This is a genomic window from Chitinophaga sp. W3I9 (assembly GCF_050434025.1).
Classification (GTDB): domain Bacteria; phylum Bacteroidota; class Bacteroidia; order Chitinophagales; family Chitinophagaceae; genus Chitinophaga.
On sequence record NZ_JBNPWC010000001.1, the window covers coordinates 2,287,520 to 2,303,432 of the forward strand.

The following is a 15,913-nucleotide window of genomic DNA, read 5'->3' on the forward strand; positions in this document are numbered from 1 at the left end:
TTATGTTCGTGTTTATCAAAAAAAAATAATTCTGACAGCTTATGTCCAACCAAACAGTAACAATGAAAGTCCCTTCCAAACAGGCCGGGTATGCGCAATCAATGGCCATCATCGGCATATTGTTTTTCGTATTCGGGTTTGTTACCTGGCTCAATGGAACACTGATCCAGTTTTTCCAGATCGTATGTGAACTGAACGTTTCCCAGGCGCTGCTGGTAACCATGGCCTTTTATATGGCCTACTTCTTCCTCTCTATTCCTTCTTCCTTTATCCTGAACAAAACAGGTTTCAAGAATGGGATGGCCTTAGGACTCCTCATCATAGCCATCGGCTCCCTGGTATTTATTCCTGCCGCCAACGCACGCAGCTTTGCCATGTTCCTCACCGGCCTGTTCATCCAGGGCGCGGGATTATCATTGCTGCAAACCGCTTCCAACCCTTACGCCAGCATCATCGGACCAAAGGAAAGCGCTGCCAAACGTATCAGTATCCTCGGTATCTGTAATAAAAGTGCAGGCGCCCTGGCACCACTGATCCTCAGCTCTATTGTACTGAAAGGAGCCGACAAGCTGGAAAAAGATATCGCCGCTGCGGTAGATGCAGTTCAGAAAAATGCTTTACTCGATAGCCTGGCTTCCCGCGTAATCGGACCCTATGTGGCTATCGCTATCATATTAACTATACTGGCGTTTCTCCTGAAACGTTCTTCTTTACCGGAAATAGATACCAATTCGGAAGATGCTGCCACCGCCGCAGCTACCACCGGTAAAACAAGCGTATTCCAGTTCCCTCAGCTGTTGCTGGGCGTACTCTGCATCTTTGTTTATGTAGGCGTGGAAGTAATGGCCGGCGACGTAATCGGTCAGTACGGAAAAGCCCTCGGCATGAGCGTAGACGATACCAAGTACTTCACCACCTTCACCCTCGTAGCCATGCTGGCAGGTTATGTAATAGGTATCGCCACCATCCCGAAATATCTCTCGGGTAAAAAAGGATTGCAGATCTCTGCTATACTGGGCGTACTGTTTACCGTAGCCGCCTATTTCGCTACCGGCTTCTCTGCGGTAACATTCATCGCTTTACTCGGACTGGCAAACGCACTCATGTGGCCGGCCATTTTCCCAATGGCGATCGACGGACTCGGACGCTTTACCAAAATAGGCTCCGCCTTACTGGTAATGGGTATCGCCGGTGGTGGCGTAATCCCGCAGATCTATAGCGGTATGTTCGACCAGCACAGCATGTTCAGCTTCCTTTACAGCAGCAGCATCGATTTCAGACACGCATTCCTGTATTGCATGGTGCCCTGCTACCTGTACATCCTGTTTTATGCCCTGGTAGGCGATAAAGTAGGCAAGAATTAACTACTCCTGATATTTTTTGAAAGGTTGTTCCGATTTTCGGAACAACCTTTTTTTATTCTCAATCATTTTTATATTTTTAGGTGTAAATTTTACGTTTAATAATCTTTTAATGATACAAGAAACCAGGGAGCAGTTTATCCACTTATTTGAAAAAGAGCCACTGATGGTCGTTTCCCCCGGACGAATCAACCTGATCGGTGAACATACAGATTATAATGATGGTTTTGTTTTACCCGCAGCTATCGATAAAAAAATTGTATACGCCATCGCGCTCAACAATACTCAGCAATGTAATGTACACGCCGTTTTTACCAACGAAACCGTGTCGTTCAGCCTGGACGAGGTGAAGCCAACTCCCGGATGGATCAACTATCTCATGGGAGTAGTGTATCAGCTGCAGGAACGCGGACTACCAGTACAGGGTTTCGATTGTGTACTGGCCGGCGATATTCCCGTAGGCGCAGGCATGTCGTCCTCCGCGGCAGTGGAAGGTGGCCTCGTGGCCGCACTGGACCACATCTTCGCATACGGATTGGATCGCATGCAAATGGCCCTCATCGGTCAGAAAGCGGAACATACTTTCCCCGGCGTAAAATGCGGCATCATGGACCAGTTTGCAAACTTGCATGGTAAAAAAGACCAGGTAATGCGCCTCGACTGCCGCAGCCTGGAATTTGAATATTTCCCTTTCAGCTTCCCCGATTACAAAATAGTGCTGTGCAATTCCATGGTACACCACTCACTCGCCTCCTCGGAATATAATGTACGCAGGCAGCAGTGTGAGGAAGGCGTAAAGGCCATCCAGGCAAATCACCCTGCCGTAAAATCCCTGCGCGATGCAGATATGAATATGCTCAACGAAGTACGCGCACAGCTTTCTTCCAAAGTATACGACCGCTGTAATTACGTGATCGCTGAAATACAACGCGTACAGGATGCCACCGCACTGCTCAGGAAAGGCGACCTGCAACAGTTTGGAAAATTGATGTATGCCACCCACGAAGGACTGAGCAAACTCTATGAAGTAAGCTGCCCGGAACTGGACTTCCTCGTATCTCTTGCCAGGGAAAGAAAAGAAGTGGCCGGCGCCCGCGTAATGGGCGGAGGTTTTGGTGGCTGCACCATCAACCTCGTAAAATCCGATCAGGTAGATGAATACGTCTCCTTCATCAAATCCCGGTACCAGGATCAATATGGTAAGGAGCCGGAAGTATATGTAACTATTATAGAGGAAGGGGTTTCCATTATTGACTAGGCGCCTCCGGCGCTTTTAAATTGTCTTGGGGCGCTGATTATACTGATTACTAAGATTTGATCATATTTGATTTTTAAAGATAAAGGGAGATAAAAGCGAATATCCGCTTCTATCTCCCTTTTCTTTTTTAAAATCCCGGAAAATCAAATCAAGGAAATCAGTATAATCAGCGTAATCAGCGCTCCAAGACAATTTAAAAGCGCCGAAGGCGCTCCCTCCGCTTAGTACTGGTCGTCCAGTGCGAAGATCGGCGTTCTGTTCATCCAGCGGCCACGGGTGAAGTCCGGAATGAACTGTACACTGCCGCTTTCTGCCACGGATTGCTCACTCAGTGGAGTGATAGCGTACCAGGTAGCCATGTCGTATACATCCAGCGGGTAAGGTGCGCCACGTTTGATACACTCCAGGAAAGAGTTGAGTACAAACCAGTCCATACCACCATGACCTGCGCCTGCGGCATCGTTGGCATACTTTTTCCACAATGGGTGGTCGTATTTTCCAAAGTAGCTGTTGGCGTCTTTAAAGTCGCCGGTCTTTTCCCACTCGTCGTACTTACTTTTCTTTTCCACGTAAATAGATTCCTGGTCATCCATCCACAGGCCATTGGTACCCTGAACACGGAAGTTCAGTGAGTAAGGACGCGGGGAGTTGGTGTCGTGCGACAACATGATCGTTTCACCATTGTTGGTTTTGATCAGGGTAGACACGATATCGCCCAGTTTGAATTCTACTTTTGCATTTGGATGGTTTTCACCGCCATTGTCTACAATGTATTTATGCAGACCGCGGGATTTGGTAGCCACGGATGTCAGCGACAATAAACGGTTACCACGGTTAATATTGATATAGTTGTTGATAGGACCGAGGCCATGGGAAGGGTACAGGTCACCGTTGCGATGCACAGAGTGGTTAGTTCTCCACTTGGCTTCCGACAGCGCCTTTTCTCCGAATTCCACACCACCGCCGTAATACTGCTTGCCGTTGTTAAACTTAACGCCACGCAGATCATGCTGGTAGCCACCCTGTAAGTGGATAAGCTCACCAAATAAACCCTGGCGTACCATATTCAGTACCGCCATCACATCCCTGCGGTAACATACGTTTTCCATACCAAATACGGGGATGCCGGTTTCTTCACTGGTGTTTACCAGCTCCCAGCATTCCTGGATATCTGATGCGCCGCAAACTTCCACCGCCGGTGTTTTTCCTGCTTTCATACAGGCCACCGCCATGATAGAATGCCATTCCCAGGGAGTAGCAATAATCACTGCGTCGATGTCGTCGCGTTTCAGCATGTTGCGGAAATCTTCCGGACCATTCGTGTATTCAGCTACTTTTCTTTTGCCGCCGTATACCTTTTCGATCATGGCACGTACCTTCGGGAGGGTGTAGGCGGTGTCAGGATCTGCGAAAGCAACTACTTCCGCATCTTCGCGATGGAGACAGAAATTCAGGTGACCGAGTCCGCGGGCGCCAACACCAATCAGACCAATTCTAACCTTTGGTTTCTTTTCGTTGGCAAATAATTTGGCAGAAGAGCCGAGCATAGAAAGTCCTACGCCAGCTGCTACCGTGTTTTTCAGAAAACTTCTGCGATGCAGTGGATTTTTATTCATTGTTCAAAGTTTATCAGCGTATACATTATACGTCTTAGGAGGGACTAAATTTATAAAAATTGATTTATCTAAACCAACCCAATAGGGAATAATCTTACATTTTTGTGATAAACGGCGAAGAATTGTGGCTTATTTCGCGCTACAGACGGGCGAAAGCGGATCAAGTCCACCTCAAAGGCGTATCAAAGGCGTATCAGCCTCGTGTCAAAGGCCGGTTTAAGCTAAAATTGAATTAATAATAGGGAATTTGAGATTGAATGATTCTGATTATCTGCTATATCTTCGCTCACATCGTAATCTGTAACTTTTATTTCCGGCAATGAAGAAAAACACGTTACTCCTCGCGGGGCTGCTAGGCTTTAATATGGCAATGGCCCAGGAAATCAAGCCCTATGGCGCCCTGCCTTCCAAAGCGCAGGTGTCCTGGAATGACATGGAATATTACATGTTCATTCATTTTGGTCCAAACACTTTCACCAACAAGGAATGGGGACATGGAGATGAAGATCCGAAAGTATTCAATCCTACCCACCTGGATGCCCGTCAGTGGGCACGTACCGCCAAAGCGGCCGGTATGAAGGGAATTGTGATCACCGCCAAACACCATGATGGCTTCTGCCTCTGGCCCAGCAAGTACAGCACCCACACTGTCCGCGAAAGCGCATGGAAGGATGGTAAAGGAGACGTGCTGGCAGAATTGTCTGCCGCCTGTAAAGAGTACGGTCTGAAGTTTGGCGTGTACCTCTCTCCGTGGGACCCGCAACCATCCTGAATATGGCAAGCCCGGTTATAACCAGGTGTTCGCCAATACGCTCAATGAAGTGCTTTCCAGCTACGGCCCTGTGTTTGAGCAGTGGTTCGATGGGGCCAATGGCGGTAATATCAAACAGCCGTACGACTGGAACCTGTTCCACAGCGTGGTATATAAGAATCAACCCAATGCTGTCATCTTCAGTGATGTAGGCCCGGGTTGCCGCTGGGTAGGCAATGAGAATGGTATTGCCGGCACCACCAACTGGAGCACACTGAACGTAAAAGGTTTTGCACCAGGCGCCAACGGCCCGGCCACCAAATCACTCAATGAAGGTAATGAGGATGGCGAACAATGGATTCCCGCAGAATGCGATGTATCCATCCGGCCGGGATGGTTTTACAGCCCGGAAACAAACGATAAGGTGAAGTCCGTGTCCTCCCTGCTCGATATTTATTACGGCTCCGTGGGCCGCAACGGTAACCTGATCCTCAATGTGCCGGTTGACCGCGATGGTCTTGTCCACCCCAACGACTCCACCCGCCTGATGGAACTGCGCCGTGTACTGGATGCATCTTTTAAAACCAACCTGGCAAAGCAGGCCGTAGTAACGGCTACTCATACACGCAGCAATAATAAAGCGGTGAAAGTGTCGCACCTGAATGATGGTACCAACAACACCTACTGGGCCACCACCGACGATGCCGCTGCTACCACTATTACGCTTACGTATAAACAGCCGGTTACGTTCAACAGGCTGGTGCTGCAGGAATATATTGCACTGGGGCAGCGTGTGAAAGCCTTCAACGTGGAAGTGCTGGAGCAAGGCGCCTGGAAGCAAATTGCCAATGAAACCACCATCGGCCACAAACGTATATTGCGTTTGAAAGATTACACCACCACCCAGGTGCGTATCAATATCATGGATGCCAAGGCGGCGCCGGTGATCAGCGAAGTGCAGCTCTATAAGGCGCCGGGATTGCTCACCCTGCCACAGATAGGCCGTACCGCCGACGGAAAAGTATGGATACACAGCGAATCCGGCGATACCGATATTCACTATACCCTGGATGGCAGCGAACCTACCGTGAAGTCGCCGAAGTATATCTCTGCAGAAAGTACGGTTATCAACCTGCCCCTGGGCGGTGTGGTACACGCCAAAGCGTTCCTCGACAACGGCAAAACTGCCAGCGAAACCGTTACCGCTACCTTTGATATCGCTTCTGCCAAATGGAAAGTAATTTCCCCGGAAGCGGCCACCAAAGATAATGACCCTGCTAAAGCAATAGACGGCAATACCGCTACTATTTATGTGGCAGGCAATAAAGGATACCCGCATGAGTTGCAGGTGGATCTAGGCGAAACCCTTTCCCTGAAAGGATTTACCTACACTCCGCCCACCGGCGAAGGTATTATTTATGGTTACGGATTTTACACCAGCACCGATGGCAAAAACTGGGGCAGCCCGGTAGCCAGTGGTCAGTTTGCCAATATCAAAAACAACCCGGTACAGCAAACAGTGGCTTTCAAAAAGACTACCGCCCGCTATATCCGCTTTGTGGCCACTTCGCCCGCAGACGAAAAGCAGGCGCAGGCCGCAATTGCCGAGTTGGGCGTAATTACCCGGTAACACCGCGGCGGATTTTGTCTTTCTCGCTGATTACGCTGATTATACTGATTATAAGGATTTGATCATTTGGATTTTAAAGGATTTGGGGAGATAGAATTGGATATTCCATTTTTATCTCCCTATATACATTATCATATAATTAAATATATTTTCTTATTAAAATCAGCACAATCAGCGTAATCCTGGGAAAGACAACCTCCGCTTATATCTCCCCAAATCCTTTAAAATCCAAATGATCAAATCCTTATAATCAGTAGAATCAGCGTAATCCTGAGAAAGACAACCTCCGCTTATATCTCCCCAAATCCTTTAAAATCCAAGTGATCAAATCCTTATAATCAGTATAATCAGCGTAATCAGCGAGAAAGACAACCTCCGCTTATATCTCCCCAAATCCTTTAAAATCCAAGTGATCAAATCCTTATAATCAGTATAATCAGCGTAATCAGCGAGAAAGACAACCTCCGCGTTTGTTAAAATTCTTCTCTACCCAAAAAAAATTCGACTATTTAAAAGGATATTGTTATAACTTTGCGGATAATCTAAAACTAAAGACAATATTTATAACAATTTAACGCTGAACTGAAGTTGGAAAAAACCGCAACTCATACCAACATTTCTGCATATCATCCCGCTTTCATCGAGGGGGTATATTCTGTTGGGTTCAATGTCTTTAGATTTCTTTCCCGACGACCTAGAATTTGATAGCGCTTGTCTGAATATGACCGCTATCGCACCGCGATTCCCCAATCCTCCGGTGAACCTTTCCAGCAATGGAATTTCAAGTTAGTTTATTGATTCACGATTTCAATTTAAAAAGTTGGAAAATCAACATATCATCGTTAGGGTAGCCACTCCTGACGACGTTCACTATTCAAATACCATCACAAACGAGATGGAATCGTCTGCAAAAGCAAGAGGAACAGGCATTGCCAAGCGTTCTCCTGACTATGTAGAACTGAAAATGAAGGAAGGCAAAGCGGTAATTGCTGTTACCGACAAAGACGAATGGGTAGGCTTCTGCTATATAGAAGCCTGGGGTCATGAGAAATTTGTAGCGAATTCAGGTCTGATCGTTAATCCCGCCTTCAGAGGCCACGGTGTGGCTAAATCAATTAAAAAGAGAATATTCGAGCTGTCGAGAGAGAAATACCCAGATGCCAAGATCTTCGGCTTAACCACCGGGCTGGCAGTAATGAAAATCAACTCCGAACTCGGATACGAGCCGGTAACCTATTCCGAACTCACCGATGACGAAGAGTTCTGGAAAGGCTGCAGAAGCTGCGTAAACTTCGATATCCTCACGGCGAAAGACAGGAAAAACTGCCTGTGTACCGCCATGCTGTACAACCCGTTGGAAAAACTGAAGGAAGCAGAAGAGAAAGCAATGTCCGAAAAAGCCACTGCTGCTGCACCACAACCAGAGCCACAATTCTCCGTAAGCGCCAGCGGTCACATACACCACGCCAGACGCCGCCGCAGATTTAAAGGAAACATAAAGCTCTACGAGCGATGGTTACGTTTTAAAAGATTTGTTTTGCTGAAAAGTAAAAAAGAAGGTGGCGCCACCGGATCTAAAAAGAAATTTTTCCTGTTCTGACTACAGGATCGTCAATATTGTTATCTGGATTTATAAAAAAAGATGTCATAATGAAAAAAGTAGTACTGGGATTTAGCGGAGGACTTGATACTTCCTATTGCGTTAAATATCTGACCGAAGAAAAAGGATATGAAGTGCATTCAGTGATTGTAAACACTGGCGGTTTCTCTGAAGAAGAACTGCAGGAAATAGAAAAGCGCGCTTACAGCCTGGGCGTTAAAAGTCATAAAACTGTTAATGCAATACGTTCTTATTATGATGGTGTGATCAAATACCTCATCTTCGGTAATGTACTGAAAAATAATACCTACCCGCTGAGCGTAAGTGCGGAGCGCATGAGCCAGGCATTAGCCATCGCGGAATATGTGAAGGAAGTAGGTGCCGATGCGGTAGCGCACGGCAGCACCGGCGCCGGTAACGACCAGGTACGTTTTGATATGGTGTTCCATATCATGATCCCCGGCGTGGAAATCATTACCCCCATCCGTGACCTGAAACTGAGCCGTGAAGAAGAGATCTCCTACCTCAAATCCAAAGGAGTAGAAGTGAACTTTGAAAAAGCCATGTACTCTATCAACAAAGGTATGTGGGGAACTTCAGTGGGCGGTAAAGAAACACTGACCTCCAACGGTATGCTGCCGGAAGCGGCATGGCCTACCCAGCTCACAAAGCAGGGTGAAGAACAGGTGAAATTAACTTTTGAAAAAGGTGAGCTTACAGGTGTGAACGATAAAACTTTTGGTCATCCATCTGAAGCGATTCAATATTTACAAACCATCGCCGGTCCTTTTGCCATTGGCCGCGATATTCACGTAGGCGATACCATCATCGGTATCAAAGGACGTGTAGGGTTTGAGGCCGCTGCACCAATGGTGATCATCAAAGCGCACCACGCACTGGAAAAACACGTGTTAACAAAATGGCAGCTGAGCTGGAAAGATCAACTGGCGCAGTTCTACGGTAACTACATGCACGAAGGTCAGATCATGGACCCCGTGATGCGTGACATCGAAGCCTTCCTGCAAAACACCCAGGAAAATGTTTCCGGCGAAGTATTTGTTACCCTGATGCCTTACCGTTTCCAGGTTACCGGTATCAGCTCGCCTTACGATCTGATGAGCAGCAAGTTTGGTAAATACGGTGAAATGAACACCGGCTGGAGCGGAGATGATGTAAGAGGATTCAGCAAAATTTTTGGTAACCAGACAATGATCTGGCATCAGGTTAAAAATTCTATCTAAATCAGCAGGCAATGGCAAATGATAAAAAGATAAGAGCAGGAATTGTAGGCGGGGCAGGTTATACAGGCGGTGAAATGATCCGGCTTTTATTGAATCACCCGGATGTTACCATTTCGTTTGTACATAGCCGTAGTAATGCAGGCAATCCTTTGTATGCAGTACATGCAGATCTGCTGGGTGAAACAGAACAACTGTTTACCGGCGATCTCAGCAATGACATCGATGTGATGTTCCTTTGCCTGGGCCATGGCGAATCTAAAAAATTCCTCGAAGCAACCGATGTGGCTGCCCATGTAAAAGTGATTGACCTGAGTCAGGATTTTCGTTTAGGCGAAACCGTGAAGGACCGCACTTTTGTATACGGCCTGCCGGAAATGCAGCGCGATCTCATAAAAACAGCAAAGAACATTGCCAATCCCGGTTGCTTTGCTACCGGTATCCAGCTGGGCCTATTGCCACTGGCAAAAGCAGGTTTGCTCACAGAAGTGCATACCACCGGTATCACCGGTTCCACCGGAGCGGGGCAAAGCTTACAGTCGACCTCCCACTTTACCTGGAGAGCCAATAACATATCTACCTATAAAGTGCTGAATCATCAGCATCTGAAAGAAATACGACGAAGCCTGCAGCTGTTGCAGCCAGGCTTCAATGGTGAGGTGAACTTTGTGCCGGTACGCGGCGATTATCCAAGAGGGATCTGGGTAACCTCGTACCTGCAAACCGACTTATCGCTGGAAGACGCTGTGAAGCTGTACAAGGACTTCTACACCGGTCATCCGTTTACACATGTAAGCGATAAACAGATCGATCTGAAGCAGGTGGTAAATACCAACAAGTGTTTGATTCAACTGGAAAAAACCGGCAACAAACTGGTGATCCATTCCATTGAAGATAACCTGCTGAAAGGCGCCTCTGGTCAGGCAGTGCAAAACATGAACCTGATGTGCGGACTGGATGAAACCTCCGGACTGAAACTGAAGTCCATCGTGTTCTAAGTGTTTTTATCATTTTCAATTTATTGCCGACATGAAACTTTTCGACGTATATCCCGTTAACGATATCATTATAGAAAAAGCCCTGGGCTCCCATGTTTGGGATGACAAGGGCACACAATATCTCGACCTGTATGGCGGGCATGCCGTGATCTCTATTGGTCACACGCATCCACATTATGTAAAACGCCTTACAGATCAGCTGCATAAAGTAGGCTTCTATTCCAATTCTGTAAAGATGCCTTTACAGGAAGAGCTGGCCGCCTTGCTGGGCAAGGTGTCCGGTAAGGAGGACTATCAGCTGTTCCTGTGCAACTCCGGAGCAGAAGCCAATGAAAATGCCCTGAAGCTGGCTTCTTTTTACAACGGCAAAAAGAAAATCATCGCTTTTAAGAAAGCATTTCATGGCAGAACATCCCTGGCAGTAGCAGCTACCGACAATCCCAGGATTGTTGCGCCGGTAAATGAAACAGAGAACGTGGTATTTTTACCCTGGGAAGATGAAGCTGCACTGGAACAGGCTTTCCAGCAGTATGAAGTGTCATCCGTGATCATTGAAGGTATCCAGGGCGTAGGTGGTATCAATGTAGCCAGCGAATCGTTCCTGCGGAAGATCAGGAGCCTGTGTGATGCGCACAACGCGGTGTTCATTGCAGACTCCGTTCAGTGTGGATATGGCCGCAGCGGTAAGTTTTACTCGCACGATTTTGCAGGCGTAAACGCAGATATCTACAGCATGGCGAAAGGAATGGGAAATGGTTTTCCGATCGGGGCTATCATCATTGCACCTAAATTTCAGGCAGTGTATGGTATGCTGGGCACTACTTTCGGTGGTAATCACCTGGCCTGCGCAGCAGCGCTGGCAGTACTGGAAACCATACAGGCCGAAAAACTGATAGAGAACGCAGCTACAGTAGGTAACTATCTCATGGAACAGTTACGCACCTTTGATAAGGTAAAAGAAGTAAGAGGCCGTGGTTTGATGATCGGTATAGATCTCCCGGAAGAATTATCACATGTGAAAAAAGAACTGCTGCATACCCATAAGATCTTCACCGGTGAAGCCAAGCCAAACGTGATCCGTTTGCTTCCTTCCCTGGCGCTTACACAAGCCCATGCAGACCAGTTCCTGGAAGCATTCGGAAAAGCATTAAACAAATAAGTAAACAACCATGTACGGCAGGCAGTGTGCCTTTAACATCTTTCCACTGCCTGTTTAAAGCCTATAAGCGAAATGAAACAATTTATTTCTACAGCAGATGTTCCCAGTGTCCCGCGGTTAGTGGACATTGCGCTGAACTACAAGAAAGATCCTTTCAGGGATAAGGAATTAGGTAAGAACAAAACAGTGGGAATGATATTCCTGAATCCCAGTTTGCGAACACGTTTAAGTACACAGATCGCTGCAAAGAACCTGGGTATGGAAGCAATCGTGTTTAATATCGACAAGGAAGGATGGGCGCTGGAAATGAATGACGGTGTGGTGATGAACGGCAACACCACCGAACACGTGAAGGAAGCGGCGGCAGTAATGGGGCAGTACTTCGACATACTGGCCATCCGTACTTTTCCGGGGTTGAAGAATAAAGAAGAAGATTATACCGAGAAATATATTAACCAGTTCATTAAGTATGCCGGCGTGCCGGTAGTAAGTCTCGAAAGCGCTACGCTGCACCCTTTGCAGAGTTTAACAGACGTAATTACCATTAAGGAAAACTGGCAGCAAACCCGTAAGCCTAAAGTGGTAATGACCTGGGCGCCTCACGTAAAAGCGCTGCCACAGGCTGTTCCCAACTCTTTTGCACAATGGATGAACGCATGGGGAGAAGCCGATTTTGTAATCACCCATCCGGAAGGCTACGAACTGGACGAAAAATTTTCCGGTAACGCACAAATTGAATACGATCAGGATAGAGCCCTGCAGGACGCGGATTTTGTATACGTGAAAAACTGGTCTTCTTACAAAGACTATGGAAAGATCACCTGCACAGATCCTTCCTGGATGTTTACCAACGAAAAACTCAAGCTCACCAATGCTGCCAAGGTAATGCACTGTCTCCCGGTAAGAAGGAATGTAGTGATTGCAGATGAAGTACTGGACGGTCCCCAATCCATCGTTATCCGGGAAGCCGGTAACCGGGTATGGGCTGCCCAGGCAGTTTTGAGTGAAATACTCAAAGGATAATTATGATCGACTTATTCATTATCAAAGTAGGCGGAAACGTAATCGATAACCCGGCATTGCTGCAAACCTTCGTGGAAAAGTTTGCAGCAATTCCCGGTAAGAAAATCCTGATACACGGCGGCGGCAAAATCGCTACCCGTATCGGTGATAAGCTGGGTATCGAATCGAAGTATGTAGACGGCAGGCGGATCACAGATGCAGACACCATCGACGTGGTGACAATGGTATACGGCGGTTTGGTAAACAAACAGCTGGTAGCCAAACTGCAGGCCAGTGGCTGCAATGCCATCGGTTTAACCGGTGCAGACGCCAACATCATCCCCGCTGTAAAAAGACCCGTAAAGGAAATCGACTACGGCTTTGTAGGAGATGTACGCACGGATATCTTGCACACCGGGCCGCTGAAAGCATTACTGGATACAGGCATCACACCGGTGTTTGCCCCGCTTACGCACGATGGTAAAGGCCAGATACTGAATACCAATGCAGATACCATCGCTTCTTCCCTGGCCATTGCTTTATCACAGCACTACAGCGTGCGGCTGATCTACTGCTTTGAAAAGAAAGGCGTATTGCGTGATCCTGCAGATGATGAATCCGTTATAAATCTTATCAACAAAGAAATTTACCAGCAACTGCTGGAAGAAAAAATACTGACAGAAGGGATATTGCCTAAACTGCAAAACGCTTTCGGGGCAATTGACAATGGTGTAAAAGAAGTGCTGATAGGGCATGCAGACGATGTTCTGAGCAATACAACCCCGAAAGTGGCAGGCACTCTAATATGCTAACCTATGTGGAACGAAAAACTATATGATGTGGCGGTGGCCCTGCTCAAACAGATGATCGCCACCCCTTCATTAAGCCGCGAAGAAGACGGCACCGCGCAACTGATCAGTGAATTCCTGACGGCAATGGATATTCCGCATGAGCGGCATCTCAATAATATCTGGGCCCTCAATAAACACTACGATCCCTCCAAACGTAATATACTCCTGAACTCCCATCATGATACCGTAAAACCTAATCCGCAATATACCCGCGATCCTTTTAGTCCGGATGTGGAAGACGGAAAGCTCTACGGACTCGGTAGTAATGATGCCGGCGGTTGCCTGGTGAGCCTGATCGCAACGTTCCTACATTTTTATCATCGTAGTGACCTGGGCTATAACATCATCCTCACGGCTACCGCAGAAGAAGAAATCAGCGGCCCCAACGGGATAGAAAGTATCTTGCCAAAACTGCCCGCTATCGAGTTTGCTATTGTGGGAGAACCTACTTTAACACAACTGGCCATCGCGGAAAAAGGCCTGATGGTACTGGATTGTACCAGCTATGGCAAAGCAGGACACGCTGCAAGGGAGGAAGGTGAGAATGCGCTGTATAAAGCATTGCCTGATCTTAACTGGTTCAAAGATTTCCGGTTCCCGAAAGTATCGGAAACACTGGGCCCGGTGAAGATGAGCGCTACAGTGATCAACACTTCCAATAAAGCACATAACGTAGTACCGGCCGACTGCTCCTTTGTAGTGGATGTACGGGCTAACGATCAATATACACTCGAGGAGCTGCTGGAAATCATCCGGGCCAATGTATCCTGCGAAGTAAAGCCACGGTCCATGAGAATGCGGCCTTCCTTTATTCCAATGGATCATCCGTTTGTACAGGCAGGCATAAGCGTGGGCAAAACCTGCTATGGATCGCCTACTACCTCTGACCAGGCGCTGATCCCGGCTACCTCTGTGAAAATGGGTCCCGGCGATTCCGCCCGTTCACACACCGCAGATGAATATATTCACCTGCATGAAATCAAAGAGGGTATACAGAGTTATATCCAGTTACTTGAAATGATCCAGTAGTATGGAAGGGCAGCGTATCTTTGGTAAATATGATTTTTAATTTCATGCTCCAACACAGCGTGGAAAAACTATAGTATTATGAAATTGTGGCAAAAAGATAAAGCCTCCTTAGCGGCAGTGGAAACATTCACCGTAGGAAAAGACCGTGAGATGGACGCCTTCCTGGCGCCGTTTGATGTGCTGGGTTCTATGGCGCATATCACCATGCTGCAAAGTATAGGATTGCTGGAAGCAGAAGAACTCACTATATTAAAACAAGAACTCAAAAACATCTACCAGGAAATTCAGTCCGGTGATTTTAAACTGGAAGAAGGAGTGGAAGATATCCACTCACAGGTAGAACTGTTGCTGACCCGCCGGTTGGGGGAAGTAGGCAAAAAGATCCACAGCGGCCGTTCCCGCAACGACCAGGTTTTGGTGGATCTGAAGCTGTTCCTGCGTCATGAGCTGCAAACCATGACAGAAGAAGTACTTGCGTTGTTCCACCTATTACAGCAAAAAAGTGAAGAATACAAAGCACACCTGATACCAGGTTACACCCATCTGCAAATTGCCATGCCCTCTTCTTTCGGATTATGGTTTGGCGCTTATGCGGAAAGCCTGGTAGACGACCTCACCATGTTGCAGGGCGCTTATAAAGTAGTGAATAAAAACCCGCTTGGCTCCGCCGCGGGTTACGGATCTTCCTTCCCCCTCGACCGTGAGCTTACCACTGCCTTGCTGGGTTTTGATTCGCTCAACTACAACGTAGTATACGCACAGATGGGACGCGGTAAAACGGAAAAAATAGTGGCTTTTGCACTGGCCGGCATTGCCGCCACCATTGCTAAAATGGCCATGGATGCCTGTTTGTTCATGAACCAGAACTTCGGCTTCATCAGCTTCCCGGACGAACTCACCACCGGCTCCAGCATCATGCCGCATAAAAAGAACCCGGATGTATGGGAACTGATCCGCTCTCATGGCAATAAGCTCCAGGCATTACCAAACGAAATTGCTATGATGATCACCAACCTGCCTTCCGGCTATCACCGCGATCTGCAGCTGCTGAAAGAGAATTTATTCCCCGCCTTCCAAACGTTAAAAGACTGTATCCGCATGAGCCGCCTGATGCTGGAAAATGTGCGCATAAAGGAAAACATACTGGACGATGATAAGTACCAGTATCTCTTCAGCGTGGAAGTGGTAAACAACCTGGTGCTGCAAGGTACTCCGTTCCGCGAAGCTTATAAAAAAGTAGGCATGGACATTGAAAACGGCACCTTCTCCCCTGATAAAGAAGTAAAACATACCCACGCAGGCAGCATCGGTAATTTAGGTACACAGCAAATTGCCGCACAAATGGATGCGGTGATAAAAAGTTTTCCTTTTGAATCGGTAGATAAAGCGTTAGAGAAATTACTGAATAGCTGAGCGGATT

Annotated in this window: 13 protein-coding genes; 12 read left to right on the forward strand and 1 reads right to left on the reverse strand. The window is 47.4% G+C overall.

What is annotated here, in order from left to right:
* The first annotated feature begins 41 nt into the window (after positions 1 to 41).
* Entirely contained in the window at positions 42 to 1,364 is a 1,323-nt protein-coding gene (locus QFZ51_RS09700) for a sugar MFS transporter (protein WP_429045409.1), read from the forward strand.
* A gap of 109 nt (positions 1,365 to 1,473) precedes the next feature.
* Positions 1,474 to 2,619 carry a galactokinase gene (galK, locus tag QFZ51_RS09705; protein WP_429045410.1) on the forward strand — a complete coding sequence of 382 codons (1,146 nt, stop codon included), beginning with the start codon at positions 1,474 to 1,476 and terminating at the stop codon, positions 2,617 to 2,619.
* Between the two features lie 221 nt (positions 2,620 to 2,840).
* Here the strand turns inward: galK and QFZ51_RS09710 are convergent, their stop codons facing one another.
* Positions 2,841 to 4,235 (reverse strand): Gfo/Idh/MocA family protein, encoded by a 1,395-nt coding sequence (locus tag QFZ51_RS09710; RefSeq protein WP_370909716.1) that lies wholly within the window; start codon positions 4,233 to 4,235, stop codon positions 2,841 to 2,843.
* 319 nt (positions 4,236 to 4,554) lie between these two features.
* Between QFZ51_RS09710 and QFZ51_RS09715 the strand changes: the two genes are divergently transcribed.
* From QFZ51_RS09715 to argH, 10 genes are all read left to right on the forward strand, one after another.
* Positions 4,555 to 5,007 (forward strand): alpha-L-fucosidase, encoded by a 453-nt coding sequence (locus tag QFZ51_RS09715; protein ID WP_429045412.1) that lies wholly within the window; start codon positions 4,555 to 4,557, stop codon positions 5,005 to 5,007.
* Entirely contained in the window at positions 4,967 to 6,616 is a 1,650-nt protein-coding gene (locus QFZ51_RS09720) for a discoidin domain-containing protein (protein ID WP_429045414.1), read from the forward strand. Before QFZ51_RS09715 ends, QFZ51_RS09720 begins: the two co-directional genes overlap by 41 nt.
* An 820-nt stretch (positions 6,617 to 7,436) precedes the next feature.
* Positions 7,437 to 8,216, forward strand: coding sequence for a GNAT family N-acetyltransferase (locus QFZ51_RS09725; protein ID WP_370909718.1), 780 nt, complete (start codon positions 7,437 to 7,439; stop codon positions 8,214 to 8,216).
* A gap of 50 nt (positions 8,217 to 8,266) precedes the next feature.
* Complete coding sequence (gene argG / locus QFZ51_RS09730; protein ID WP_370909719.1) at positions 8,267 to 9,457, forward strand: argininosuccinate synthase; 1,191 nt, start codon at positions 8,267 to 8,269, stop codon at positions 9,455 to 9,457.
* An 11-nt stretch (positions 9,458 to 9,468) separates the two neighbouring features.
* Entirely contained in the window at positions 9,469 to 10,452 is a 984-nt protein-coding gene (argC, locus tag QFZ51_RS09735) for an N-acetyl-gamma-glutamyl-phosphate reductase (RefSeq protein WP_429045417.1), read from the forward strand.
* Between the two features lie 31 nt (positions 10,453 to 10,483).
* The gene (locus QFZ51_RS09740; protein WP_429045418.1) at positions 10,484 to 11,611 is read left to right on the forward strand and encodes an aspartate aminotransferase family protein; all 1,128 of its coding nucleotides are present in this window, start codon (positions 10,484 to 10,486) and stop codon (positions 11,609 to 11,611) included.
* Positions 11,612 to 11,683: 72 nt separating this feature from the next.
* A complete protein-coding gene (locus tag QFZ51_RS09745) occupies positions 11,684 to 12,634 on the forward strand; it encodes an N-acetylornithine carbamoyltransferase (protein WP_429045420.1) in 951 nt (316 codons plus the stop codon).
* A gap of 2 nt (positions 12,635 to 12,636) precedes the next feature.
* Positions 12,637 to 13,425: an acetylglutamate kinase gene (gene argB / locus QFZ51_RS09750; RefSeq protein ID WP_370909722.1), complete on the forward strand. Its 789-nt coding sequence runs from the start codon at positions 12,637 to 12,639 to the stop codon at positions 13,423 to 13,425.
* Between the two features lie 3 nt (positions 13,426 to 13,428).
* Positions 13,429 to 14,493 carry a M20 family metallo-hydrolase gene (locus QFZ51_RS09755; RefSeq protein WP_429045421.1) on the forward strand — a complete coding sequence of 355 codons (1,065 nt, stop codon included), beginning with the start codon at positions 13,429 to 13,431 and terminating at the stop codon, positions 14,491 to 14,493.
* 78 nt (positions 14,494 to 14,571) lie between these two features.
* Positions 14,572 to 15,906 (forward strand): argininosuccinate lyase, encoded by a 1,335-nt coding sequence (argH, locus tag QFZ51_RS09760; protein WP_429045423.1) that lies wholly within the window; start codon positions 14,572 to 14,574, stop codon positions 15,904 to 15,906.
* The last annotated feature ends 7 nt before the right edge of the window (positions 15,907 to 15,913 follow it).

Excerpts from the sequence above, each read along its gene's own strand:
- QFZ51_RS09700 (WP_429045409.1), top strand. The coding sequence starts at position 42 with ATGTCCAACCAAACAGTAACAATGAAAGTCCCTTCCAAACAGGCCGGG.
- galK (WP_429045410.1), top strand. The coding sequence starts at position 1,474 with ATGATACAAGAAACCAGGGAGCAGTTTATCCACTTATTTGAAAAAGAG.
- QFZ51_RS09710 (WP_370909716.1), bottom strand. The coding sequence starts at position 4,235 with ATGAATAAAAATCCACTGCATCGCAGAAGTTTTCTGAAAAACACGGTA.
- QFZ51_RS09715 (WP_429045412.1), top strand. The coding sequence starts at position 4,555 with ATGAAGAAAAACACGTTACTCCTCGCGGGGCTGCTAGGCTTTAATATG.
- argG (WP_370909719.1), top strand. The coding sequence starts at position 8,267 with ATGAAAAAAGTAGTACTGGGATTTAGCGGAGGACTTGATACTTCCTAT.
- argC (WP_429045417.1), top strand. The coding sequence starts at position 9,469 with ATGGCAAATGATAAAAAGATAAGAGCAGGAATTGTAGGCGGGGCAGGT.
- QFZ51_RS09740 (WP_429045418.1), top strand. The coding sequence starts at position 10,484 with ATGAAACTTTTCGACGTATATCCCGTTAACGATATCATTATAGAAAAA.
- QFZ51_RS09745 (WP_429045420.1), top strand. The coding sequence starts at position 11,684 with ATGAAACAATTTATTTCTACAGCAGATGTTCCCAGTGTCCCGCGGTTA.
- argB (WP_370909722.1), top strand. The coding sequence starts at position 12,637 with ATGATCGACTTATTCATTATCAAAGTAGGCGGAAACGTAATCGATAAC.
- QFZ51_RS09755 (WP_429045421.1), top strand. The coding sequence starts at position 13,429 with ATGTGGAACGAAAAACTATATGATGTGGCGGTGGCCCTGCTCAAACAG.
- argH (WP_429045423.1), top strand. The coding sequence starts at position 14,572 with ATGAAATTGTGGCAAAAAGATAAAGCCTCCTTAGCGGCAGTGGAAACA.